26 protein-coding genes and 1 pseudogene are annotated in these 21,589 nt (G+C 70.0%); 14 read left to right on the top strand and 13 right to left on the bottom strand.

Features of this window, described 5'->3' with window-relative positions:
- Window positions 1–3 precede the first annotated feature (3 nt).
- Window positions 4–435: a MarR family winged helix-turn-helix transcriptional regulator gene (locus tag ACFXJ5_RS30780; protein ID WP_384638195.1), complete on the bottom strand. Its 432-nt coding sequence runs from the start codon at window positions 433–435 to the stop codon at window positions 4–6.
- Window positions 436–672: 237 nt separating this feature from the next.
- Here ACFXJ5_RS30780 and ACFXJ5_RS30775 point away from each other — a divergent pair, with 237 nt between their 5' ends.
- From ACFXJ5_RS30775 to ACFXJ5_RS30760, 4 genes are read left to right on the top strand one after another with little or no spacing between them, the layout of a single operon-like run.
- On the top strand, window positions 673–1,596 hold the full coding sequence (locus tag ACFXJ5_RS30775; protein WP_384638192.1) for an SDR family NAD(P)-dependent oxidoreductase: 924 nt from the start codon (window positions 673–675) through the stop codon (window positions 1,594–1,596).
- Window positions 1,596–2,477, top strand: a complete 882-nt coding sequence (locus ACFXJ5_RS30770; RefSeq protein WP_384638189.1) for an amidohydrolase family protein — start codon at window positions 1,596–1,598, stop codon at window positions 2,475–2,477. The genes ACFXJ5_RS30775 and ACFXJ5_RS30770 overlap by 1 nt, the downstream gene beginning before the upstream one ends.
- Window positions 2,478–2,487: 10 nt before the next feature.
- Window positions 2,488–3,990: an o-succinylbenzoate--CoA ligase gene (menE, locus tag ACFXJ5_RS30765; protein WP_384638186.1), complete on the top strand. Its 1,503-nt coding sequence runs from the start codon at window positions 2,488–2,490 to the stop codon at window positions 3,988–3,990.
- A 55-nt stretch (window positions 3,991–4,045) separates the two neighbouring features.
- Window positions 4,046–4,501, top strand: coding sequence for a MaoC family dehydratase (locus tag ACFXJ5_RS30760; protein ID WP_384638182.1), 456 nt, complete (start codon window positions 4,046–4,048; stop codon window positions 4,499–4,501).
- A gap of 10 nt (window positions 4,502–4,511) precedes the next feature.
- Here the strand turns inward: ACFXJ5_RS30760 and ACFXJ5_RS30755 are convergent, their stop codons facing one another.
- Window positions 4,512–5,111, bottom strand: a complete 600-nt coding sequence (locus ACFXJ5_RS30755) for a HutD family protein (protein WP_384638179.1) — start codon at window positions 5,109–5,111, stop codon at window positions 4,512–4,514.
- Window positions 5,111–5,776, bottom strand: coding sequence for a TetR/AcrR family transcriptional regulator (locus ACFXJ5_RS30750; RefSeq protein ID WP_384638176.1), 666 nt, complete (start codon window positions 5,774–5,776; stop codon window positions 5,111–5,113). The genes ACFXJ5_RS30755 and ACFXJ5_RS30750 overlap by 1 nt, the downstream gene beginning before the upstream one ends.
- A 161-nt stretch (window positions 5,777–5,937) precedes the next feature.
- On the opposite strand from ACFXJ5_RS30750, the gene aroQ reads away from it, so the two are divergent.
- The 3 genes from aroQ to ACFXJ5_RS30735 are packed head-to-tail and all read left to right on the top strand — an operon-like array spanning window position 5,938 to window position 9,154.
- The gene (gene aroQ, locus ACFXJ5_RS30745; protein ID WP_384638173.1) at window positions 5,938–6,411 is read left to right on the top strand and encodes a type II 3-dehydroquinate dehydratase; all 474 of its coding nucleotides are present in this window, start codon (window positions 5,938–5,940) and stop codon (window positions 6,409–6,411) included.
- Entirely contained in the window at window positions 6,408–7,268 is an 861-nt protein-coding gene (locus tag ACFXJ5_RS30740) for a shikimate dehydrogenase (protein WP_384638170.1), read from the top strand. Before aroQ ends, ACFXJ5_RS30740 begins: the two co-directional genes overlap by 4 nt.
- A gap of 26 nt (window positions 7,269–7,294) precedes the next feature.
- A complete protein-coding gene (locus tag ACFXJ5_RS30735) occupies window positions 7,295–9,154 on the top strand; it encodes a bifunctional sugar phosphate isomerase/epimerase/4-hydroxyphenylpyruvate dioxygenase family protein (RefSeq protein WP_384638168.1) in 1,860 nt (619 codons plus the stop codon).
- Here the strand turns inward: ACFXJ5_RS30735 and ACFXJ5_RS30730 are convergent.
- Entirely contained in the window at window positions 9,151–10,248 is a 1,098-nt protein-coding gene (locus ACFXJ5_RS30730) for a pentapeptide repeat-containing protein (RefSeq protein WP_384638165.1), read from the bottom strand. The two genes, ACFXJ5_RS30735 and ACFXJ5_RS30730, sit on opposite strands and share 4 nt — an antisense overlap.
- Window positions 10,249–10,364: 116 nt before the next feature.
- A complete protein-coding gene (locus ACFXJ5_RS30725) occupies window positions 10,365–10,733 on the bottom strand; it encodes a MerR family transcriptional regulator (RefSeq protein WP_384638162.1) in 369 nt (122 codons plus the stop codon).
- A gap of 116 nt (window positions 10,734–10,849) precedes the next feature.
- Here ACFXJ5_RS30725 and ACFXJ5_RS30720 point away from each other — a divergent pair, with 116 nt between their 5' ends.
- Window positions 10,850–11,572 carry an SDR family oxidoreductase gene (locus ACFXJ5_RS30720; RefSeq protein WP_384638159.1) on the top strand — a complete coding sequence of 241 codons (723 nt, stop codon included), beginning with the start codon at window positions 10,850–10,852 and terminating at the stop codon, window positions 11,570–11,572.
- A 235-nt stretch (window positions 11,573–11,807) separates the two neighbouring features.
- Here ACFXJ5_RS30720 and ACFXJ5_RS30715 read toward each other — a convergent pair whose 3' ends face one another.
- Complete coding sequence (locus tag ACFXJ5_RS30715) at window positions 11,808–12,572, bottom strand: CbtA family protein (protein ID WP_384638156.1); 765 nt, start codon at window positions 12,570–12,572, stop codon at window positions 11,808–11,810.
- A 20-nt stretch (window positions 12,573–12,592) separates the two neighbouring features.
- A complete protein-coding gene (locus tag ACFXJ5_RS30710; RefSeq protein WP_384638153.1) occupies window positions 12,593–12,814 on the bottom strand; it encodes a CbtB domain-containing protein in 222 nt (73 codons plus the stop codon).
- 314 nt (window positions 12,815–13,128) lie between these two features.
- Between ACFXJ5_RS30710 and ACFXJ5_RS30705 the strand changes: the two genes are divergently transcribed.
- On the top strand, window positions 13,129–13,686 hold the full coding sequence (locus ACFXJ5_RS30705; RefSeq protein ID WP_384638150.1) for a histidine phosphatase family protein: 558 nt from the start codon (window positions 13,129–13,131) through the stop codon (window positions 13,684–13,686).
- On the opposite strand, the gene ACFXJ5_RS30700 is transcribed toward ACFXJ5_RS30705, so the two are convergent.
- The 4 genes from ACFXJ5_RS30700 to ACFXJ5_RS30685 form a co-directional block, all read right to left on the bottom strand.
- Window positions 13,646–13,843 carry a hypothetical protein gene (locus tag ACFXJ5_RS30700; protein WP_384638147.1) on the bottom strand — a complete coding sequence of 66 codons (198 nt, stop codon included), beginning with the start codon at window positions 13,841–13,843 and terminating at the stop codon, window positions 13,646–13,648. The two genes, ACFXJ5_RS30705 and ACFXJ5_RS30700, sit on opposite strands and share 41 nt — an antisense overlap.
- Window positions 13,844–14,339: 496 nt before the next feature.
- Entirely contained in the window at window positions 14,340–14,792 is a 453-nt protein-coding gene (locus tag ACFXJ5_RS30695; RefSeq protein WP_384638358.1) for a zinc-binding dehydrogenase, read from the bottom strand.
- A complete protein-coding gene (locus ACFXJ5_RS30690; protein WP_384638144.1) occupies window positions 14,729–15,340 on the bottom strand; it encodes an NADP-dependent oxidoreductase in 612 nt (203 codons plus the stop codon). Before ACFXJ5_RS30690 ends, ACFXJ5_RS30695 begins: the two co-directional genes overlap by 64 nt.
- 127 nt (window positions 15,341–15,467) lie before the next feature.
- Window positions 15,468–16,088: a TetR/AcrR family transcriptional regulator gene (locus tag ACFXJ5_RS30685; RefSeq protein ID WP_384638141.1), complete on the bottom strand. Its 621-nt coding sequence runs from the start codon at window positions 16,086–16,088 to the stop codon at window positions 15,468–15,470.
- Between the two features lie 191 nt (window positions 16,089–16,279).
- Between ACFXJ5_RS30685 and ACFXJ5_RS30680 the strand changes: the two are divergent.
- The 3 genes and pseudogenes from ACFXJ5_RS30680 to ACFXJ5_RS30670 all read left to right on the top strand — a co-directional run.
- Window positions 16,280–16,384: pseudogene (locus ACFXJ5_RS30680) on the top strand (YnfA family protein); the annotation flags it as partial.
- A gap of 45 nt (window positions 16,385–16,429) precedes the next feature.
- Window positions 16,430–17,029 carry a cation transporter gene (locus ACFXJ5_RS30675; RefSeq protein ID WP_384638138.1) on the top strand — a complete coding sequence of 200 codons (600 nt, stop codon included), beginning with the start codon at window positions 16,430–16,432 and terminating at the stop codon, window positions 17,027–17,029.
- A 201-nt stretch (window positions 17,030–17,230) separates the two neighbouring features.
- Complete coding sequence (locus tag ACFXJ5_RS30670) at window positions 17,231–18,094, top strand: class I SAM-dependent methyltransferase (RefSeq protein ID WP_384638355.1); 864 nt, start codon at window positions 17,231–17,233, stop codon at window positions 18,092–18,094.
- Window positions 18,095–18,260: 166 nt separating this feature from the next.
- Here ACFXJ5_RS30670 and ACFXJ5_RS30665 read toward each other — a convergent pair whose 3' ends face one another.
- Window positions 18,261–19,244 (bottom strand): aldo/keto reductase, encoded by a 984-nt coding sequence (locus ACFXJ5_RS30665; protein WP_384638136.1) that lies wholly within the window; start codon window positions 19,242–19,244, stop codon window positions 18,261–18,263.
- A 171-nt stretch (window positions 19,245–19,415) separates the two neighbouring features.
- Here ACFXJ5_RS30665 and ACFXJ5_RS30660 point away from each other — a divergent pair, with 171 nt between their 5' ends.
- Entirely contained in the window at window positions 19,416–20,081 is a 666-nt protein-coding gene (locus ACFXJ5_RS30660) for an NAD(P)H-binding protein (RefSeq protein WP_384638133.1), read from the top strand.
- Between the two features lie 162 nt (window positions 20,082–20,243).
- Here the strand turns inward: ACFXJ5_RS30660 and ACFXJ5_RS30655 are convergent, their stop codons facing one another.
- On the bottom strand, window positions 20,244–20,711 hold the full coding sequence (locus ACFXJ5_RS30655; RefSeq protein ID WP_384638130.1) for a nuclear transport factor 2 family protein: 468 nt from the start codon (window positions 20,709–20,711) through the stop codon (window positions 20,244–20,246).
- A gap of 203 nt (window positions 20,712–20,914) precedes the next feature.
- Between ACFXJ5_RS30655 and ACFXJ5_RS30650 the strand changes: the two genes are divergently transcribed.
- Window positions 20,915–21,460: a TetR/AcrR family transcriptional regulator gene (locus tag ACFXJ5_RS30650; RefSeq protein WP_384638127.1), complete on the top strand. Its 546-nt coding sequence runs from the start codon at window positions 20,915–20,917 to the stop codon at window positions 21,458–21,460.
- Window positions 21,461–21,589: the final 129 nt, after the last annotated feature.

The following is a 21,589-nucleotide window of genomic DNA, read 5'->3' as shown; positions in this document are numbered from 1 at the left end:
GGCTCAGTCCCGGACGCCGGGTTCGGCGGCGACGCGCTGGAGCAGGCCGTGGAGGGTGTCCCGGTCCTCGGGGCTGAGCGGCGCGAGCAGTTCGTCGGTGACGCGGCGCCCCGCCTTGTCGGTGTCACGGAGTACGTCGCGGCCCCGGTCGGTCAGGACGACAATGCGGCTGCGCCGGTCGCCGGGGGAGGGGCGGCGCTCGACCAGGCCGAGACCCTGCAGGTCGTCGACGAGGCTGACGATCGCGCTGGGGTCGTAGCCGAGCCGGTCGCTCAGCTCCCGCTGCAGCGCGCCCTCGACGGTGGCCAGGTAGCGCAGCAGCGCGTAGTGCCGGAGCCGCAGGCCGTACTCCTCCAGGCTGCTGTTGAAGAGCCGGCCGGACAGCAGTCCGAGCCGGTAGAGGAGATAGCCGGTGTCGGCGTGCAGCCCGCGCATCCAGGGCGCGTCCACCTCGGTGTCAGCGATCTCGTTCTCCAGGGTCGGGGCCGCGCGTGTCGTACGAGGCCTTCTGCGGATGTGGTCCCAGCATGAGGCATGCTGAGGTATCGGACAACTATTGACGTCAACAATGATTGGTCTTAGCTTCTATCTCACGAGCCGCGCCCAGGGTCGAGCAGGACACTCCCCAAGCGCTCCTCCGTCACCCTCTTCCTCACGAAGGGACACAAAGTCGTGTCGAACGCCCCCATCGACCTCACCGGCAAGGTGGCCGTCGTCACCGGCAGCGGCCGTGGCCTCGGCCTGGCCTACGCCACCGCGCTGGCCAAGGCCGGCGCGGCCGTGGTCGTGAACGACCTCGACGAGGCCGTGGCCGAACAGGCCGCCAAGACCATCAACGAGGCCGGCGGCCGCGCGGTCGCCGAGGCCTTCGCGGTGGGCACCACCGAGGCTGCCGAGCGCCTGGTGGCCCGCGCAGTGGAGGCCTTCGGCCGGCTGGACATCCTGGTCACCAACGCCGGCATCCTCCGTGACAAGGTGCTGTGGAAGATGTCCGACGAGGACTTCGACGCTGTCATCGGCGTCCACCTCAAGGGCACCTTCACCCTCGCCCGCGCCGCCGCCGTCCAGCTGCGCGCCCAGGGCGAAGGTGGCAGCCTGATCCTCGTGGGCTCCCCGGCCGGCCAGCGCGGCAACTTCGGACAGACCAACTACGCCGCCGCCAAGGCGGGCATCGCGGCCTTCGTCCGTACATGGTCCATGGAGCTCGGAAGGGCCGGAATCACGGTCAACGCCATCGTCCCGGTCGCCGCCACGGCCATGACCGAGACCATCCCCGCCTTCGCCCCGTACATCGAGGCCAACCGCAACGGCGAGCCGCTGCCGGACTTCCTCCGCAAGGGCGAGGGCTTCGGCACCCCCGAGGACTGCGCGGCCCTGATCCCCTTCCTCGCCTCCGAGGCCGCCCGCGACGTCACCGGCCAGTGCGTCGGCATCGGCGGCGACAAGCTCGCCCTGTGGTCGCACCCGCAGGAGGCCTCGGTCGCGTACGCCGACGGCGGCTGGACCCCCGAGACCATCGCCGCCACCTGGCACACCTCGGTCGGCCGCGAGCCGCAGAGCGTCGGCATCCCCGCGCCCAAGCTGCCGGAGGCGTAATGAGCTCCATCAACGTGGACGAGCTCGTCGCCATCGACGTGCACACCCACGCCGAGGTGTCCTCCAAGGGGCAGGCGTCCCTGTCCGACGACCTGCACGACGCCTCCAGCGCCTATTTCAAGGTCGAGGGCAAGCGCAAGCCCACCCTGGAGGAGACCGCCGCCTACTACCGCGAGCGGAAGATGGCCGCCGTCATCTTCACCGTGGACGCCGAGTCCGCCACCGGCACCGCGCCCGTCCCGAACGAGGAGGTCGCCGAGGCGGCCGCCGCCAACCCGGACGTGCTGATCCCCTTCGCGTCCATCGACCCCTTCCGGGGCCGGGCCGGCGTGCAGCAGGCCCGCCGCCTGGTCGAGGAGTACGGGGTCAGGGGCTTCAAGTTCCACCCCAGCATCCAGGGCTTCTTCCCCAACGACCGCATGGCGTACGAGCTGTACGAGGTCATCGAGGAGACCGGCACCATCGCCCTGTTCCACACCGGCCAGACCGGCATCGGCGCGGGCGTCCCGGGCGGCGGCGGCATCCGGCTGAAGTACTCCAACCCGCTGCACATCGACGACGTCGCCGCCGACTTCCCGCACCTGAAGATCATCCTGGCGCACCCGTCCTTCCCCTGGCAGGACGAGGCGCTGGCGGTGGCCACCCACAAGCCCGGCGTTCACATCGACCTGTCAGGCTGGTCGCCGAAGTACTTCCCGCCGCAGCTGGTGCAGTACGCCAACACGCTGCTCAAGGACAAGGTCCTCTTCGGCTCCGACTACCCCGTCCTGACCCCCGACCGGTGGCTTGCCGACTTCGAGAAGCTGCCGATCAAGGACGAGGTCCGGCCGAGGATCCTCAAGGAGAACGCCGCCCGGCTGCTCGGTCTCACGAAGGCATAAGGGGGCACCGATGCGCAATGAGGGACTGGGGTCCTGGCCCGCACGCCGGGCCCGCAAGACCCCGAACCGCACGGCCCTGGTCCACCGGTCCACGGCCATCAGCTACGCCGAGCTGCACCGCCGCGTCAACCGGCTCGCGCACGCCCTGCGCGCCGCGGGCATCCGCCGCGGCGACCGGGTCGCCTACCTCGGCCCCAACCACCCGACGTACCTGGAGACGCTGTTCGCCGCCGGCGTCCTGGGCGCCGTCTTCGTACCGCTCAACACCCGGCTCGCCGCGCCCGAGATCGGCTACCAGCTCAAGGACTCCGGCGCCAAGGCCCTGATCCGCGGCTCCTCGCACGACGCCCTGGTGGACGAGCTGCGCGGCACGACGGACGTACGGGTGCACGTCAGCGTCGGCCCGGAGTACGAGAACCTGCTGGCCGCCGCCTCCGACGAGCCGGTCGACGAACCGGTCACGCTGGATGACGTCTGCATCATCATGTACACCTCCGGGACCACCGGCCGCCCCAAGGGCGCGATGCTCACGCACGGCAACCTCACCTGGAACGCCTTCAATGTGCTGGTCGACCAGGATGTGATCGCCGACGAGGTGGCCCTGGTGTCCGCGCCGCTGTTCCACACGGCCGGGCTCAACATGATGACCCTGCCGGTGCTCCTCAAGGGCGGCACCTGCGTCGTGGTCGAGGCCTTCGACCCGGACGGGGCCTTCGAGCTCATCGCACGGCACAAGGTCACCTTCATGTTCGGGGTGCCCGCCATGTTCGACCAGATGGCCCGCCGCCCCGCCTGGGCGGACGCCGACCTGTCGAGCCTGCGCATGCTGTCCTGTGGCGGCTCCCCGGTACCGACGCCGCTGATCGAGCGGTACCAGGCCCGTGGCCTGACCTTCCTGCAGGGCTACGGCATGACCGAGGCATCGCCGGGCGTGCTCTTCCTGGACGCCGGGCACGCGGTCAGCAAGGCCGGCTCGGCGGGGGTGCCGCACTTCTTCAGCGACGTACGGGTCGTACGCCCCGACCTGACGCCGGTCCAGGTGGGGGAGCCCGGCGAGATCCTGGTCCGGGGCCCGCATGTCATGCCGGGCTACTGGGGGCTGCCGGACGAGACCGCGGCGGTGCTGGCCGACGGCTGGTTCCACAGCGGGGACGCCGGCCGGGTCGACGAGGACGGCTACGTCACCATCGTGGACCGCCTCAAGGACATGATCATCTCGGGCGGTGAGAACGTCTACCCCGCCGAGGTCGAGGACGTCCTGCTCGCCCACCCCGACATCGTCGAGGTCGCCGTCATCGGCGTGCCGGACGACAAGTGGGGCGAGGTCGGCCGCGCGGTCGTCGTCGCCCGTGAGGGCGCCGAGCTCGACCCGGACGAGGTGCTGGCCTCGCTGTCCGGGCGGCTCGCCAAGTACAAGATCCCCAAGTCCGTGGTGGTGGTGGACGCCCTGCCCCGCACCGCCTCCGGCAAGCTCCTCAAGGCCCGGGTGCGCACGCTGCACGGCGCGTCCTGACCAGCAGTCGGCCGACCGCACCCACCCACGCCACACATCACCTGGAGAAAAAAGAATGAGCATCACCGTCAACGGCCTGGACGAGCTGAAGAAGCTGGCCGGCAGCAAACTGGGCACGAGCGACTGGATCGACGTCACCCAGGAGCGGATCAACACCTTCGCCGACGCCACCGGTGACCACCAGTGGATCCACGTCGACGTCGAGAAGGCCAAGGAGGGCCCCTTCGGCGCGCCCATCGCCCACGGCTATCTGACGCTGTCGCTGTTCATCCCGCTCTTCACCGAGCTGCTCGACGTCGAGGGCGTCACCACCAAGGTCAACTACGGCCTCAACAAGGTGCGCTTCCCCTCGCCCGTGAAGGTCGGCTCCCGCATCCGCCTGGTCGCCGAACTGGCCGAGGTCGAGGACGTCCCGGGCGGCGTCCAGGTCACCGTGGACGGGGCCATCGAGATCGAGGGCGGCGCCAAGCCGGCCGCCGTGCTGCAGAGCGTGTCCCGCTTCTACGCGTAGCGCTTACCGGTTACGCGAGGTCGCTGCCGTGGAGGGTCACCACGGCAGCGAGCTCCTGCGTCCGGAGCGCCGCGGTGGAGCCGTCGGTCAGGAGGGCGGCGTCCCAGCGGTCGAGGTGGAGGCCGTGCGGCGTCAGGTCCGCCGGGCCCGCGAGGGCGACGGCGAGTACCGCTCCGCCGGTGGGCGCTTCCAGCGCGAGCAGGTCGCGGCCGGGGCGGGCCGCGTGGACGCCGTGGACGGCGTGGACCGTGGCGGAGGCCCGCCCCCGCCGGGTCATCACGTTGAGGTTGACGACGGGGCCGGCCAGCAGGCGGCAGCCGGTCTCGGCATCGCCCGGGAAGGCGAACGGCTCGAAAGGTTCGATCACGACGGCCGGTGCCCCGGCGACGGACAGCTCCATTCCCTGGCCCTGAGCTGTGGTGATGATCCGGTCGACCTCGCGGAAGCCGGAGAAGGGTCCGCTGTCCGTGACGTCGGCGAGGCTGATCCGCCAGTCGAAGTCCGCCATGCCCGCCCCGGCCGGGCCCGCGGCGATCTCACGGGTCACGCCGCCGCCGTTCTTCCAGGCCGTCGCCGTGCGCTCCGACGCCCGCAGGATCCGGATCGCCATCAGGGCGAAGCGGGCGGGGCGGTCAGATAGGCGATGACCATGTCGCCGAGCATGCGGCGGTAGTGCTCGCGGGTCCCGCCGGCGACCAGGTCGCGGCCGAACAGGGAGCCGAAGGTGTGGCGGTTGGCGACCCGGAAGAAGCAGAACGAGCTGATCATCATGTGCAGGTCGACCGCGTCGATCTCGGCGGTGAAGACGCCCTCGGCGCGGCCCGCTTCGAGGATCCGGCCGATGACGTCGATCGCGGGCGTGTTGAGCTTGCTGAGCGTGGGGGAGGCCGCCATGTGCGAGGCGTCGTGGATGTTCTCGATGCTGACCAGGCGGATGAAGTCCGGGTGCGCCTCGTGGTGGTCGAAGGTCAGCTCGGCCAGCCTGCGGATCGCGGCGAGGGGCTCGAGGTGCTCGACGTCGGCTTCCTGCTCCTGGCGGCGGATCTCGGCGTAGGCGCGTTCCAGGACGGCGGTGAAGAGCTGCTCCTTGCCGCCGAAGTAGTAGTAGATCATCCGCTTGGTCGTGCGGGTGCGGGCCGCGATCTCGTCCACCCGGGCGCCGTCGTACCCCTGGCGGGCGAACTCCTGCGTCGCGACATCGAGGATCTCGGCCTGCGTCCTTGCCGCGTCGCGCATGCGTCCGGCGGGGCGCGTCGGCGGGGGGACGGCTGACATGCGGCTCCTCGGGTACGGCTGGTGCGGTGCCGCCCAGTTTAGGGTGAGCGATGAGGCCTGCGGCAATCCGGGGCCGGGAAGAGCGGCACGGGGGCTTCACAGATGGCACCCCGGTGGCGTATTACTAACGTACCAGTTCGTACATTACGTGGATGTGAATGATGCCGAACACCCGTGACGAGTCCGCCGCCCCCGCCGTGCTCGTCCTGAACGGCCCCAACCTCAATCTGCTCGGTCAGCGCCAGCCCGAGATCTACGGCTCCGACACCCTCGCCGACGTCGAGAAACTCGTCGCCGACACCGCCGCCCGCCACGGCTTCACCGCCGACTGCCGGCAGAGCAACCACGAGGGCCAACTGATCGACTGGATCCACGAGGCCCGGCTCAACCACGCGGCCGTCGTCATCAACCCCGGCGGCTACACCCACACCTCCGTCGCCCTGCGCGACGCGCTCGCCGCCTGCGACGGACTGGCCATCGTCGAGATCCACATCTCCAACATCCACCAGCGCGAGGAGTTCCGGCACCACTCCTACGTCTCCGGCGTCGCCGACGGCGTCATCGCCGGCTGCGGCATCCAGGGCTACGCCTTCGCCGTCGACCGCGCCTGCACCCTCGTCAAGGAACGCCGATGAGCCATCTCATAGGCCTCATCGGCTCCGGCGTCAGCGCCTCGCTCAGCCCCGCCCTCCACGAGCGCGAGGGACGGCTCGCGGGACTGAACCTCGTCTACCGCGCCATCGACCTCGACGAGCTCGGCATCGACCCCGCCGCCACCCCCGAACTGCTGCACTGGGCCCGCACCCTGGGCTACACCGGGCTCAACATCACCCACCCCTGCAAGCAGATCGTCCTCCGCCACCTCGACCAGCTCTCCCCGGACGCCGAAGCCATCGGCGCCGTCAACACCGTCGTCTTCGACGGCACCACGGCCATCGGCCACAACACCGACTGGTCCGGCTTCGCCCGGGGCTTCGCCCGTACGCTGCCCGGCGCCGCCGCCGACCGCGTCGTCCTGCTCGGCGCGGGCGGCGCGGGGGCCGCCGTGGCTCATGCCGCCCTCACCACCGGCGCCGGTCTGCTCACCGTCATCGACGCCGACCTCGACCGCGCCGCCGCCCTCACCACCCGGCTCGGCGCCCGCTTCGGCGCCGACCGGGCCGAGGCCGCAGGCCCGGAGCAGCTGCCGGCCCGCCTCGCCGCGGCCGACGGCCTGATCCACGCCACCCCCACCGGCATGGCCGCCCACCCCGGCAGCGCCGTCGACCCGGACCTCCTGCGCCCCGACCTGTGGATCGCCGAGGTCGTCTACCGCCCCCTGGAGACCGAACTGGTCCGCCAGGCCCGGGCCGCCGGCTGCCAGGTCGTGGACGGCGGCGGCATGGCGGTCTACCAGGCCGCCGACGCCTTCCGGCTCTTCACCGGCCTCGAGCCGGACGCCGACCGGATGCTGGAGCACCTGTCCGGCCTCGTGTCGGCCCAGGTCGCGTGACCTCCCGCGACCCGAAAGGAACGCGCATGCGCAAGTCCCTGGCCACCGTCTCGATCAGCGGCACGCTCGAGGAGAAGCTCGCCGCGATCGCCCGCGCGGGCTTCGACGGCATCGAGATCTTCGAGAACGACCTCATCAACTGCCCGCTGTCGCCCCGCGAGGTGCGCCGGCGGGCCGACGACCTCGGCCTCGCCATCGAGCTCTACCAGCCGTTCCGCGACTTCGAGGCCGTCCCCGCCGACCAGCTCGCCCGCAACCTGCGGCGCGCCGAGCGCAAGTTCGACGTCATGGAGCAGCTCGGCGCCCCCATGATGCTGGTCTGCTCCAACGTCTCCGAGCAGGCGATCGACGACAACGCCCTCGCCGCCGAGCAGCTGCACACCCTCGCCGAACACGCCCACCGGCGCGGCATCTCCCTCGCGTACGAAGCCCTCGCCTGGGGCCGCCACGTCAACGACTACCGGCACTCGTACGAGATCGTGGCCGCCGCCGACCACCCCCACCTCGGGATCTGCCTCGACAGCTTCCACATCCTGTCGCGCGGCGCCGACCCGGCCGGCATCCGCGACATCCCCGGCGAGAAGATCTTCTTCCTGCAGCTCGCCGACGCCCCCGTCATGGCCATGGACGTCCTGCAGTGGAGCCGCCACTACCGCTGCTTCCCCGGCCAGGGCGGCTTCGACCTCACCGCCTTCACCGAACACGTGCTCGCCGCCGGCTATCGGGGCCCGCTCTCCCTGGAGATCTTCAACGACGTCTTCCGGCAGGCCGACGGCGTACGCACCGCCGACGACGCCGTGCGCTCACTGCTGTTCCTGGAGGAGTCCGTACGCGACAGCCTCGACGAGGCCGCGGAGGCCGGCGACAAGGAGGCCCTGCGGGTCCGCGAACGCGTCGCGCTCTTCGACCCGCCCGCCCCCGCACCGCTGTCCGGCTACGCCTTCGCCGAGCTGGCCGTCGACGACACCGCCGCCCACCGGCTCACCGGCGTCCTCGGGGCACTGGGCTTCACCCGGACCGGCGCCCACCGCACCAAGGCCGCCGAGCTGTGGCGGCACGGCGGCGCCCGGGTCGTCGTCAACCGCGAGCCCGACGCCCGCCCCGACCAGGACCAGGCGGACGGCCCCGTACTGGCCGCCTTCGGCCTCTACGCCGACGACACCGCCCGCGCCGCCGCCCGCGCCGAGGCCTTCCGGGCCCGCCCCCAGCCGCGCCGCCGCGGCCCCGACGAGGCCGACCTCCCCCTGGTCGCCGGCGACGGCCGCACCGCGGTGCTCTTCTGCGCGGGCCCCGACTGGGAAGCCGACTTCGGCGCCGGGCCGGAAGATCCACCGGCCGGTCCCGGCCTGCTCACCGGCATCGACCACGTCGCCCTGCCGGTGCCCTTCGACCGCTTCGACGAGGAGGCGCTCTTCCTCCGCGCCGTCCTCGGCTTCGCCCCCGCCGACAGCCTCGAACTCGCCGACCCCTACGGCCTCGTCCGCAGCCGCGCCTTCACCGACCCCGGCGCCGCCGTCCGCCTCGCCCTCAACATGCCCCCCGGCGGATCATCCCCCGGCGTCCAGCACATCGCCTTCGCCTGCGACGACATCTTCGCCGCCGCCCGCGCCGTCCGCGACGCGGCCGGCCGCACCCTGCCCATCCCGGGCAACTACTACGACGACCTCCTCGCCCGCTGGGACCTCGACGAAGACCTCGTGGCCTCGATGCGCGAACTCGGCGTCCTCTACGACCGCGACGGCGACGCCGAATTCCTCCACTTCTACACCGAGACCATCGGCCGCCGCGTCTTCTTCGAAGTCGTCCAGCGCATCCGCGGCTACCGCGGCTTCGGCGCCACCAACGCCCCCGCCCGCATGGCCGCCCAGCGCGCCCCCTCCTCCTAGGACCGCAGCGGCGGCGCCTCCCACGTCATCCCCGGCGGCTGGAGGAGGGGGGAGGGCTCCGGGCCAGGGTCCTCGGTCTCGACGACGCCGGCGGCGGAGGGGTCGAAGCCGGCCGGCCACCGGGTGTACTCGCTGGCCAAGGCGCCGGTCAGGCGTGCTTGGGCAAGGTCGGCCGTTCTGAAATCCGTGCCCCGCACGTCGGCCAGGCGCAGATCGGCACGGCGGAAGACGGCGCCGTTGGCATCGGCCTTGCGCAGCTTCGCCTCGCGCAGGTCGGCCTCGGTGAAGTCGGCGTCGCGCAAGTCCGTTTCGACCAGCCGCGCGCCCCGAAGATCGGCCAGAACACAGCGCGCCCTGCGGAGAATCGCCGTCTTGCAGTCCGCGTGCCGCAGGTTCACCGAGACCAGGGACGCCTGGGTCAGATTGGCGCGATACAACCCCGCCGCCTCCATGCAGGCACGGTCGAAGTTGACCTCGGGCAGCCACAGCCCGTCACAGTCCGCCCGGCGCAGATCGGTCACGCTGAGGTTGACCCAGGACTGCTCCCGGTGCCGGCACAGCACCCCGAGCGCGGTGAGCGCCACCTGGGCATCGGCAGCGCGGGTCTCCAACGGCGCCACATCGTTGATGGGCACGTCCACCCCTGGGGCCTGCGCCCCGTCGGGCGGCGGCCAGCGCAGACGCGTACGCAGAAAAGCGGCCTGGATCGAGATGATGGCCTCACGGTCGCGGGCGGACTGCTCCGCGATCCGCCACAGCGCGTGCAGCCCGCCGATCCGCACCTCCAGCTTCTCGCTGCCGAGCTGGTCGACAGCCCGGCTGAAGCGGTCGGTGACGTAACCCTCCTGCGTGGCCCGCAAACCGTCCTGGCTGACCCGCAGTTGCCGCCACGTGGCGTACGCACCGAAGAGCACCACCACGCCGCCGACCAGCTGAAGAAGCGTCGTACGCACCTCATTCACCGCGCTCAGCCGATCCTGCGGCGCGACGCTCGCCCCGGCGAGATCGTGGTCGACGACCACACCCGGCACCGCGACGAACACCACGCCCAGAACGGCCAGCCCCGCCGCCCCCGCCAGCAGCCCTGCGGCCACACGATGTCCGGCCGGCCGATCGCGCCACGCCCGCCGGCCGTTCTCCGGTTCCCCCGTCTCCATGGGCACGTGAGCGTAGGCGCCGCCCAGCAAGTGATCAAGAGGATCAACGGAGGTCAACGAGGGCAGGGCCGCCCGTGGTTCTTGGCCGTGGTGGCCACGTCGATGATGCCGTCCAGCCTGTCCCGGGTGTTCACCAGACTCTTGACCTGCTCGTCGATGCGGTCCCGCTCGGCGGACAGCCGGTCGATCAGCTCCGGGGTCACGTCACCGGTCACGATGCACGGCATCAGCTCCACGATCTTCTTGCTGGCCAGCCCCGCGGCGTACAGCTGCTGAATCAGCTCGATGCGCTCGACCGCGCTCTCCGGATAGTGCCGCTGCCCGCTGGCGCTGCGCTCGGAAGCCAGCAGGTTCTGCTGCTCGTAGTACCGCAGCGCCCGCACGCTCACGCCCGACCTGGCGGCCAGCTCGCCGATGCGCATCAGTGTCTCCTCGGGTGATCCGGCCCACAGCTCTTGCCTCTGACGTTGACGTCAGGTTTTAGCGTAGCCCGTGCATGGATCACCCATAAATCACCGCAGGTCAGCAAGGAGTCACCATGAAGATCGCAGGTTCCGTCGCTCTCGTGACCGGTGCGAACCGTGGCATCGGCCGGCACTTCGCCCAGCAACTGCTGGCGCGGGGCGCGGCCAAGGTCTACGCGACCGCCCGCACTCCCGAGAGCGTCGACATCCCTGGCGTGGAGGTCCTGCGACTCGACATCACCGACCCGGCGTCGGTCGAAGCTGCGGCGGCCGACGCCTCGGACGTCACGCTCCTGGTCAACAACGCCGGTGTCTTCACCCTCCAGAACCTCGTCACCGGCGACCCGGACAAGATTCGCCTGGAGATGGACACCCACTTCTTCGGCACGCTCGACATGGTCCGCGCATTCGCCCCCGTCCTGGCCGGCAACGGTGGCGGCGCGATCCTGAACGTCCTGTCGGCGATGTCGTGGATGGCGTACGACGGAGCCAACGCCTACGGCGCCGCGAAGGCGGCCGAGTGGAGCCTGACCAACGGCATCCGCCTCGAACTCGCAAGCCAGGGAACGCTCGTGGTGGGCCTGCACCTCTCCAGCACCGACACCGACATGATGGCCGGCTGGGACATCGAGAAGAACGACCCCGCCGACGTCGTACACACCGCACTCGACGGCCTCGAGGCCGGCAGGATCGAGGTTCTCGCCGACGACCCCACCGTCCAGCTCAAGGCCGCTCTCGCCGCCGACCCGAGCGTGCTCTATCCCCAGGCGGTCTCCGACGCCTCATCTGCGGGTTGATGGAAGCTGCGGGCGCCCGCGCTCAGTGTCTCGGCACTGACGATCACGACCATGGTGGAACGCAATGGCCACGCCCTCGCCGCCTGACCTTCTCCCGGGTCGCCAGGCCCGCGCGAGCGGATCCGGGCAATGACGTCCCAGTGATGGGCCCGTCAGGTCAGCCGTCGCAGCTGATGCTGGTATGCGAAGGACCCGCCGGGCGCGCCCCCGGCGGGTCCTTGTGGGTGCCTGGGTGTCAGTGGGAGGCGGCTGTCGTCCGTTCGGCCCTGGCGGGGGCCTCCTCGGTGTGGGGCTTGGGTTCCAGGACGCGTTCGGCGAGGTAGCCGAAGACCGCGCCGAAGGTGGACCACAGCAGGGCTTGGATGCCGAGTGAGGCGAGGCGGAACTGCCACAGCGCGGTGGCCGGGAAGTCCTTGGGTGTCTCGTTGACCGCCGGCAGGAACACCATGGCCACCGCTGTCACCGCGATGAAGACGGTTGCGGCGGCCAGGGTGGCGTTCCAGTTGCCCCAGCGCCCGGCCAGGCGGCGCCCCAGAATCACCGCTGCCAGGGCGAGGAGCACGGTCAGAGCGATCATCAGGAAGTACAGCGTCGTGCGTTTGCCGATGGTGGCCGGGTCGTTGGCCCCGGGCGGGTTCGCCGGGTATTTCAGGAACGGGACCAGGTAGACGGTGGCGAAGGCGCCCGCGGCGACCAGAGCGGCGGTGGCCCGGGCACCGAAGCGGCCGATGCGTCCTAGCGCGAAGCAGAACGCCAGGGCGGCGATGCCGCCCACGGCGGTGCCGAAGACCAGGACTGCGGTGGCCAGACCGGCGGTGGACTGCAGGGCGCGGCTGACCAGTTCCATGCCGTGCTCGTGGGTGTGGGCATCCTCGTAGGCGATGCCCGCGTTCACGCCCGGTTCGCCGATCAGGTAGGCCAGACCGAAGGCCAGCAGCCCGGCGGCCAGGCCGGCGAGCATGCCGCGCACCAGCAGCGCGCGGACGGTGAGTGAGTTCATGCGGTGCTCCCCTCGGGTCTTCAGTGGCAGGGGAAGCCGAGCAGGTGGCGTCCGTCGTGGACCCATTCGTGGACGCCCGCGCCGGACAGCAGGGAGGTGGCGCCCTGCTCGGCACCGACGAAGTAGAGCAGGACCAGCATCAGCAGGCCGAACAACGCCGCCCAGGGCAGGATCGCCCGGATCGGCAGCTTGAGCACGGCGGGCGGGGAGAGCGGGGCGGGGGCAATGGCGGAGTGAGCCACGGCGAGACCTCCTTCGGGAACACGCGTCCCGTGTTGGTGGAGCACGCGACGACGGCGCAAGGGTCTGACTCGCCGTCACCCACCCCCTTTCACCAGGGGCGGGGCCGGACACACAGTGGCGCGACCGTGCCGGACTTGCACCGGGCTTCCGTTCGCGCCGTCGCCTTATCGCTATGACGGTAGCGGTCCGCCGCCGCTCCGGCCAAGGCCGCGTCGGTCACAGTCCGTCCACGCCACCGGGCGCACGGCGCGCTGACCAGTCCCGATAGCATCACCCGAGCGCCACCAGCGGCTCCCCGCGGAAGGACCGCCCTATGACCATCCGGCTGACCCTGCTGGCCGCGGCCCCCGGCCCCGCGCTGCGCGCAGCGCGTTTCGACGACGACCAGCCGCTGGATGCACGCGGCCTGGACGCGGCCCGTGCCGCCGCCGCGGCACTGCCCCCGGCGGCCCAGCACCACTTCACGGCGCCCTCGCTGCGGTGCCGTCAGACCGCCGACGCCCTCGGGCTCTTGGCCCTCGTGGAGCCCGCGCTGCGAGACCTGGACATGGGCACCTGGCGCGGGCGCACCCTGGACGAGCTGGCCGACCAAGACCCCGCCGGCCTCGGCGCGTGGACCAGCGACCCGACCGTCGCCCCGCACGGCGGCGAATCGGTGACCGATCTGTGCCGGCGCGTAGGGACCTGGCTCGACGCCCTGCCCCCAGGCACCGGACGCGCTCTCACCGTCACAGAACCCGCTGTCATCCGCGCCGCGATCGTGCACGCCCTGGCCGCGCCGCCAACAGCGTTCTGGCGCATCGACGTGCTGCCTCTGTCCATCACCCAGCTCACCGGACGCACCAGCCGCTGGAACCTTCGCCTCGGCTGAGGCCGAGCGCGAAGCCGCCGTACTCGAGCTGGTGGTCGGCGGCGAGCCGGTTGGCGAGCTGGTTGGCGGCCTGGCGCGTGGTGGTGTTCCCTGCCGCCAGCAGCGGCACCTCCGTGCGGGCAGCGGCGCGGGCCGCCCGGTAGGAGGCGTCGGCCATGCGATCCGCCTCCTCAGGACGGCGCAGGAAGTCGGCGTAGGAGTCGGCGGGGAGGTTCCGACAGCATCCACACGGTCCCGTACTCGCCGTGAGCTTGTACTTTCCGCGACTGTCGAGATTCCGCGGCGGCGTCAGCGGAGCGGTGATGCCCGGTGATCGGTCGGACGCACGTCAGCGTGTCAGCGGCGCGTGCCGCCTGCGGGCGCAACCGGCCGTTTGTTCCGCGCAATTGCGGCCGTTGGGCTGTGGGCGTCGGGTTCTGTCGACGGGGCGTGCGTAACGGTCAGCGAGGTGGGGTGCGACGAGCGCCGCTGAGAAGACATTGAGGGAACGCTCTGGCGGAGCAGGCGGAGCAGGCGGCGCGGTTGACTCTGAGGTGTGGGTGCGGCGTTGCTGCGCCCTGGTCGTGGCGTCGGTGGCTGCGTACGCCTCCCAGGGCGCGTTTGTGATGTGTCGCCGGCCCGGGGATGGCCCCGCGAAAGCAGGGGAGTGCGGCTCACATCCGGACGACGACCTTGCCTTTGGCGCGGCCCTGTTCGAGGTAGGCGAAGCCCGCGGCGATCTGCTCGAACGGGAAGACTCGGTCGGTCACCGCCTTCAGCGTGCCCTTGTCGACCAAGCCGGCCAGCAGGTCGAGGTCCTCACCACTGGGATGCATGAACATGTACCGGTAGCCGACTCCCCTTTGCCGGGCCTGGCGGCGGATCCTGGCGCTCGCTACCCGCAGCGCGGCGGCCACCACCGGGCCCGCGTCCAGGTCCACGCGAGCGTTGGCCGGCTCGGGGACTCCTCCGATGGAGACCGTTTTGGCTCCCCGCTTGAGGATGGCGAAGCTGTCCGGCAGGTCCTGTCCGCCGGTCAGGTCGAACGCACCGTCGTAATCGCTCAACACGTCTTTGAACTTCTGCTTCTGATAGTTGATGACCGTCGTGGCCCCGAGAGACCGCACCAGTTCCTCGCCGCGGGGTGACGCGGTGGTGGCCACCTCCGCCCCATCCAGACAGCCAGCTGGATGGCGAGGGTGCCGACGCCCCCGGCTCCGCCGGAAATGAACACCCGGTCTCCCGCAGTGACGCCCAGCTCGTCGCGCAGTGCCTGCAGTGCGGTCAACCCGGCCAGCGGCAGCCCGGCCGCATCGGCGAAGTCCAGCGACTCCGGCATCTTCGCCACCATCGTCTCGTGGACGACAGCGCAGGCGGCATAGGCGCCCAGCTTCTTCCTGTCCACCCTGGCGAACACCCGGTCCCCGACCGCGAAACGGGTGACGCCGGCGCCGACCCCCTCGACCACCCCGGACAGCTCACTGCCCGCCACCCGGGGCAGGTCGAGGCGGTTCACCAACCGCATCTTGCCTTCACGAACCTTGTAGTCAATCGGGTTCAGCCCCGCAGCCCGTACCCGGATGAGTACCTCGCCGTCGCGTGCCACCGGCTCAGGGACATCCCGCAGTTCCATCGCGCTCGCGTCCCCGTATCGGGTCATCACGTATGCCTGCACGTCAGTTTCCTACCTTCACAGTCGATGTTTGATATGGGTAAAAATATTCATAATTCAGACAACGCGTGTCGTGGGTTGTCGTCCACCGTGAATCCACTTCGCGGAACCGCCCGAGAGTCGCCGCCCGCTACTGCCGGGGCTTCGGCGACGGAGTGCCCGCCCTCTGTGATGTCACCCCGGAAACAGCGTGGACGGCGGCGCGGACCCGGTCGGCGACCGCCTCCTGGGTCGAGGCGTCGAGTTTGCCGTCGAGGTGCAGGAACGCAAGGCCGTGAACCAGGGCCCAGACCGCGGTGGACAGTGCCTCGACATCGGTGCCGGTGTCCGGGAAGGCGCGCCGGACGAGGGCGTCGACGTACGCGGAGACGGCGGCGGTCGCGGCAACCCGTCCGTCGTCACCTGGGTCGCAGGGCTCCGAGAACATCACTCGGAACAGGGCCGGGTGCGCGAGTGCGAACTGCACATAGGCCACGGCGACGGTGGCGAGGTCGTCGGGCGTCCGGGGTGCAGGGTGAGCCTCGGCCAGGCACCCGGCAAGCTCGCGGTACCCCTCCGCCGCGACCGCGGAGACCAGTGTCTCGCGGCTGGCGAAATGACGATACGGAGCCGTGGGCGAGACCCCGGCTCGCCGGGCCACGGCGCGCAGCGAAAGCCCGGCGCCGCCGTCCTGCTCCAGGAGCTCCCGTGCTGCCCGCAGGCACGCGACGCGGAGATCGCCGTGGTGGTACGGGCCACTCGACTTCGACATGAGACACCTTGCGAAAGTTGACGCCGCTTACATCGCCCGTCCGATGTTAGCACCACACACATGGTGTGCGTGGCGGGAGGGCCCGGGGGCGACAAGTGCGCTGTTCACTCCGATGCCGCTGCGATCCGGGCAGGTGTTGACCCGGACCGCGAAGTCGGCCAGGACGTCGCAGGTTCGCTGTTACGGGGCGGGGCTGGATCGCCGACGGCTACCGTCCCGACCGCTTCGACATCAGTGGCGCGGTCACCTGCCTCGTTGGCATGGCCGTCATCATGTATGCACCCCGCAACCACTGATCCGGCCGCGACGGTGCCGTGATTCTGCTCTGGGACACTCGCTCGGTGACCACCTCGAACGATGCTGCACGCACGGCCCTGCTCCGTCGGGGATTCGTCCTGGAATACGCGACGCTCGCCTGGAACGTGGTCGGCATCGTGGTGCTCGCGGTGGCTGCGATCTCGGCTCGGTCGGTGGCGCTGGCGGGGTTCGGGCTGGACTCGCTGATCGAGATCGGCGCCTCGACCGCGGTGGTCTGGGAGTTGAGCGGCACGGGCGAGGTCCGGCAGCGCCGCGCATTGCGGTTGATCGGCGTTGGCTTCGCGTTGCTGGCCGTCTATCTGGTGGTGCAGTCCACGCTGGTACTGGCCATCGGCTTCCATCCGCACCATTCGGCGCTGGGCATCGCGTGGACGGCGGTGACCGCGGGCGTGATGTTCGCACTGGCGGGCGGCAAGGCGCGCACCGGAGCGGCGCTGGGCAATCCGGTGCTCAGCACAGAGGGACGGGTCACCCTGATCGACGGCCTGCTGGCCGCCGCGGTCCTGGTGGGTCTCGTCCTGAACAGTGCGCTGGGCTGGTGGTGGGCCGACCCGCTGGTCGGCTACGTGCTCGTCTATTACGCGGTGCGCGAGGTGAGGGAAGTCTTTCGCGGCGAGCACTGAGCCCGGCCGCTCCGACCGGACCTTGCCCAACGGGCCCGTCTGGCCGAGATCCGCGACAACCTCCTCGCCCCCATCGCCGAGACCGTGCAGAACCTGCGGGATCTGCGTCTTCACCTGGGTCGACAGGGTCACGATGACCGCGACGTCACCGACAGGCTCGGATTCGCGGGCAACTTCGTCAACTCATCGAGGGGAATTGAGATGCCTGATGGATGGCAGTGGGACAACACCCTGTTCCAGGGAAGTGCAGCCTTCTACGAGCGCGGCCGGCTGCCGTACGCTCCGGGCTTTGCCGAAACACTGGCCACGGCCCTCAGCCTGGACGGCCGGGGCCGACTCCTCGACGTCGGCTGCGGGCCGGGCACCGTGCTGCTCGCCATGGCGCGGTTCCTCACCGAGGCGGTCGGCATCGACCCGGATGAAGACATGCTGGCCGAGGCCGAGCGACAGGCCAAGCGTCGCGGGGTGACCAACGCGCGTTGGGGGACTGCCCGAGCCGAGGACCTGCCGGCCGGCCTGGGTGAGTTCCGCGTCGTCGTGTTCGCCAATTCCTTCCACTGGACGGACCGGGACCAAGTCGCTGCGACCGTCTTCGAGATGCTGGAGCCAGGTGGCTCGTTCGTCCACATGAGCGACCTCAAGGACCAGTCCGGGGCATCGGTACCGCAGCCGCGGCCCCAATCGCCTTTCCACCCTGCCCCGCCCAACGCCGAGATCGGTGAACTGGTGCGGCAGTATCTGGGCCCGCTTCGCCGTGCGGGCCAGGGAACACTTCCCAACGGCACGCCGGGCCGCGAGGACCTGGTCCTTGCGAAGGCCGGGTTCGAGGCCTTCGCAAGGCACGTCATTTCGGCCGGGCAGGTGGTCGAGCGCAGCGCGGACGACATCGTGGCGTGGGTGTTCTCCCTATCCCACTCTGCGCCGCATCTCTTCGAGAACAGGCTGGCGGACTTCGAGCGGGACCTTCGGGCGCTCTTGCAAGAGGCGTCACCCGACAACCGTTTCACCGAGTGTCTTCCGGCGACCGAGATCAAGACCTGGCGCAAGCCGCAGGGTGAGCGGTGACGGCAACCTCGCGACGGCCTGCAGCCCGTACGTAATCGACGGTCCGACGGTCGCCGGCCATCGTCGTCTCCCGGTAACGGTTCCTTGCCTCGGAAACCTGGGTCTACGGCATGCACGGGGGCCGGCAGCGTGCTTGGGTGGCCGGCGTGCAGAGCTCGTGGCGTTCTCAGCCGTTGAGCGTCCCCATGAACTCGGGTGCGTAGCGGTCGCCGGTGACCACGCCGTGCGGGGCGACCGCCTCAATCGCGGCGATGTCCTCGGCGGTGAGGGTCACCGCAGTCGCGGCGACGTTCTCCTCCAGGTAACGGCGGCGCTTGGTGCCGGGGATGGCGACCGCCCCCTGGTGCTGCGCCCAGGCGAGCGCAAGCTGGGAGGCAGTGACGTCCTTGTCAGTGGCGATGCGGCGGACCTCGCGAACAACGTCGAGGTTGCGCTCGAAGTTCTCACCCTGGAAGCGGGGGTCTGTCCGACGCCAGTCGTCCTCGGCGAAATCGTCGGGGTTGGTGATGGCGCCGGACAAGAAGCCACGCCCCAGTGGGGAGTAGGCAACGAGTCCGATCCCTGACTCCTGCAGGGCCTTGAGTACTCCGTCGTGCTCAATACCGCGCTCGAAGAGGGAGTACTCGGTCTGGACGGCGGTGAGCGGATGGACGGCGTGTGCACGCCTGACGGTCTGGGCGGCGGCTTCGCACAAGCCGAGGTGGCGGACCTTGCCCTCGGTGACCAGCTCGCCCATCGCGCCGACGGTCTCCTCGATCGGTACCTGCGGGTCTACCCGGTGCAGGTAGTACAGGTCGACAAATTCCATAGCCAGATGACGCAGCGAGCGTTCCAGCGATCGGCGGATGTACTCCGGCCGGCCGTTGAGGCCGAGCACCTGGCCGTCGTCGGTGATCTCCATTCCGGTCTTGGTGGCTACCACGGCGGCTTCCCGGCGCCCCGTGAGTGCCTTCCCCAGGAGCTGCTCGTTGGTGAAGGGGCCGTAGCTCTCGGCGGTGTCCAACAGGGTGACACCGAGTTCCAGCGCACGGTCGATGGTGGCCAGAGACTCTTCCTCGTCCGTGGTGCCGTAGAAGGCGCTCATACCCATACAGCCGAGACCTTGGATGCCGACGGTCAGGCCCTGGCTGCCCAATGCGTGCTGTTTCATCAGGCTCTCCCTCGCTGGCTGGCTGGGTAGACTATTTTACACCTGTCGAATAGCTTGTGCTCGGCGCTGCTGCGGACTGCATGCCACGGACATGGGCTTGCCTTCGGTCTGGCAGGCAGGCCGGCAGGCCGCCAGGTCGCTGCAGGGCCAGAACTGAGACGGAGTGTCGGCGTGAAGGTGATTCTCTTTGGGGCATCAGGCATGGTCGGCCAAGGGGTTCTCCGTGCCTGCCTGGAAGACCCGGGCGTGACCGAGGTCATCGCTGTCGTCCGACGGCCACTCGGCCGCAGCTCTCAGAAACTTCGTGAAGTGCTTCATGCGGACTTCACGAACCTCACCCCGATAGCAGCGGATCTGGCAGGGGCCGACGCGTGCTTCTACTGCCTTGGAGTATCCGCAGCAGGGCGCAGCACATCGGAATACGAGAAGATCACGTACACCTACACCCTGGCCGCCGCGCAGACAGTGGCTGCCGACAATCCGCACGTGACATTCGTGTACGTATCGGGAGAAGGCACCGACAGCACAGAACAAGGGCGCGCGGCCTGGGCCCGGGTGAAGGGTCGCACGGAAAACGCTCTGATGGCCATGGACATGCGCACCTACGCCTTCCGTCCCGGATGGATCCAGCCCGTACACGGGGAAACCTCCGGCACGGGCTGGTACCGACTGGTCTACCGGCTCACGTCCTGGCTCTATCCGCTCCTGCGTCGACTGGCACCCCGATATGTGACCAGCACCGAGCACCTGGGGCGAGCGATGATCGCTGTCGCCCGACTGGACGGTGCCGGGCCCCGCATTCTGCGGACACGGCAGATCACGCAACTCGGGGCATAGGTCCGAGCCCCGAAGGGCGGTCGCCGCTTCGAAACGACTGACATGCCCTGCCGGTAGCGCGGAGCTGCGGTGTCGCAGGAGTTTTTGTGGTCGTTGTCGAGGGTCAGCGGGGGCAGTGAGTGCGTCCGCGCGGGGCTGACGCCAATGGGCCTGCCCGGGCGGTCAGGGGTGGGAGGGGCGCGTCTCGGTCCAGTCGACCATCAGCCGACGCTCGGCGAAGTACCACTCGCCGTCCTGCTTGGCGAATTCGTCGAGATAGCGGATCGAGGCGATCATGATCGTGCGCTGTCCGTCGTCGCCGGCCGAGATGTGGTGGGCCAGGCAGTAGCTCTCTCCGGTCGCCCGGGTCCCGTCCAGGGTGACGGTGCTCTGGCCGTTGAAGTGCGTGGTTGCCTGGTAGGCGTTGAGGTTGTCGAATACCGGGGCGAGGGCCTCGCGTCCGTGCAGTTCCTGCGTCGGCACCGCCGCCGTGGCGTCCATGAACACCAAAAAGTCCGTGTCTTCGGTGAACAGGGCCATCTGGCCCTTGGCGTCTCGCCGGTCCGCGCAGTGCGCGTAGGCGTCGATCAGCTCACGGATGGCCAGTCGGTCGGCGGCTTCCTGGGGTGAGATCGAGGAGTGGCGGGCCATGACAGTCTCCTTCCCCTTACTATTTGACAGATGTATAAAAACATTGGCTGCGGCAGAGTGCAACGTGTACGCAGTACAAATCGACGGGAGGCCGCCGCTAGCGGGTGGCGGCGTGTCCGCCGCATCGACAGGAGGGCAGCCCACTGAACGGCCGGACGGACCCACGCATCACGCGGACGACCCGGGCCTTCGAACAGGCCATCGTGGAACTCGCTGCGCAGCAGCCCGTCTCCCGGATCACCGTCGCCGAACTGGCGGATCGCGCCGGGGTCACCCGAGCAACCTTCTACAACCGCTACGACACCCCACTGGACCTGCTCATCCAGGTGCTCTACGCCGACCTGGAACGTGGTCACCAACGGGAGCAGGAGCGTCGGGCGCACGGCGGGTACTCACCTCAGCAGCTGCTTCGCCTCGCCACGGCGGAGGTCGCGGATCACATCGACCGGTTCAGGGACGTCTACCGCAACTCCCTCGGCGATCCGGCAGACAGCGGGGTGTACGCGGCGCTCGTACGCCATTTCAACGAATACACCCTTGCCTTCATGGCCCGCGGCGACTCCGAGCTGCCCGACGCCAACCGCCACGTGATCGCCGAGTTCATGGCGCACGGCTTCGCCGGGGCCATCAAGGCGTGGCTCAACGATGCCTCGCTGACGAAGGACGACATGGTCGACGCGGCCGTGGCATGCGCTCCCGCCTGGTGGGCTTCTGGCACCGACTCCCCTTCCCCGTCCTCACGCCCCTAGGCCCTGTCGTCAAAATCCCGCCTGTCCCGCGACGCCTGGCACGGCGCCTCGCTGCGTTGTCGAATCGCCCGAGTAGCCCACGAGGGCGAATCTCCGCCTTGCGATGCACCGCGCCAGACGCCGCGGGAC

The organism is Streptomyces sp. NPDC059373, assembly GCF_042751495.1.
In the GTDB taxonomy this organism is placed as follows: Bacteria; Actinomycetota; Actinomycetes; order Streptomycetales; family Streptomycetaceae; genus Actinacidiphila.
This window is presented reverse-complemented; position numbering and strand designations above follow the sequence as displayed.

What these genes read in the sequence shown, in the direction of transcription:
- ACFXJ5_RS30715 (WP_384638156.1), bottom strand. Translation starts at nt 12,572, where the DNA reads ATGAACTCACTCACCGTCCGCGCGCTGCTGGTGCGCGGCATGCTCGCC.
- ACFXJ5_RS30740 (WP_384638170.1), top strand. Translation starts at nt 6,408, where the DNA reads ATGAGCCATCTCATAGGCCTCATCGGCTCCGGCGTCAGCGCCTCGCTC.
- ACFXJ5_RS30685 (WP_384638141.1), bottom strand. Translation starts at nt 16,088, where the DNA reads ATGTCGAAGTCGAGTGGCCCGTACCACCACGGCGATCTCCGCGTCGCG.
- ACFXJ5_RS30750 (WP_384638176.1), bottom strand. Translation starts at nt 5,776, where the DNA reads ATGTCAGCCGTCCCCCCGCCGACGCGCCCCGCCGGACGCATGCGCGAC.
- ACFXJ5_RS30780 (WP_384638195.1), bottom strand. Translation starts at nt 435, where the DNA reads ATGCGCGGGCTGCACGCCGACACCGGCTATCTCCTCTACCGGCTCGGA.
- ACFXJ5_RS30665 (WP_384638136.1), bottom strand. Translation starts at nt 19,244, where the DNA reads ATGAAACAGCACGCATTGGGCAGCCAGGGCCTGACCGTCGGCATCCAA.
- ACFXJ5_RS30735 (WP_384638168.1), top strand. Translation starts at nt 7,295, where the DNA reads ATGCGCAAGTCCCTGGCCACCGTCTCGATCAGCGGCACGCTCGAGGAG.
- ACFXJ5_RS30700 (WP_384638147.1), bottom strand. Translation starts at nt 13,843, where the DNA reads ATGGCCGACGCCTCCTACCGGGCGGCCCGCGCCGCTGCCCGCACGGAG.
- ACFXJ5_RS30705 (WP_384638150.1), top strand. Translation starts at nt 13,129, where the DNA reads ATGACCATCCGGCTGACCCTGCTGGCCGCGGCCCCCGGCCCCGCGCTG.
- ACFXJ5_RS30655 (WP_384638130.1), bottom strand. Translation starts at nt 20,711, where the DNA reads ATGGCCCGCCACTCCTCGATCTCACCCCAGGAAGCCGCCGACCGACTG.
- ACFXJ5_RS30760 (WP_384638182.1), top strand. Translation starts at nt 4,046, where the DNA reads ATGAGCATCACCGTCAACGGCCTGGACGAGCTGAAGAAGCTGGCCGGC.
- ACFXJ5_RS30725 (WP_384638162.1), bottom strand. Translation starts at nt 10,733, where the DNA reads ATGCGCATCGGCGAGCTGGCCGCCAGGTCGGGCGTGAGCGTGCGGGCG.
- ACFXJ5_RS30770 (WP_384638189.1), top strand. Translation starts at nt 1,596, where the DNA reads ATGAGCTCCATCAACGTGGACGAGCTCGTCGCCATCGACGTGCACACC.
- menE (WP_384638186.1), top strand. Translation starts at nt 2,488, where the DNA reads ATGCGCAATGAGGGACTGGGGTCCTGGCCCGCACGCCGGGCCCGCAAG.
- ACFXJ5_RS30670 (WP_384638355.1), top strand. Translation starts at nt 17,231, where the DNA reads ATGCCTGATGGATGGCAGTGGGACAACACCCTGTTCCAGGGAAGTGCA.
- aroQ (WP_384638173.1), top strand. Translation starts at nt 5,938, where the DNA reads ATGCCGAACACCCGTGACGAGTCCGCCGCCCCCGCCGTGCTCGTCCTG.
- ACFXJ5_RS30720 (WP_384638159.1), top strand. Translation starts at nt 10,850, where the DNA reads ATGAAGATCGCAGGTTCCGTCGCTCTCGTGACCGGTGCGAACCGTGGC.
- ACFXJ5_RS30755 (WP_384638179.1), bottom strand. Translation starts at nt 5,111, where the DNA reads ATGGCGATCCGGATCCTGCGGGCGTCGGAGCGCACGGCGACGGCCTGG.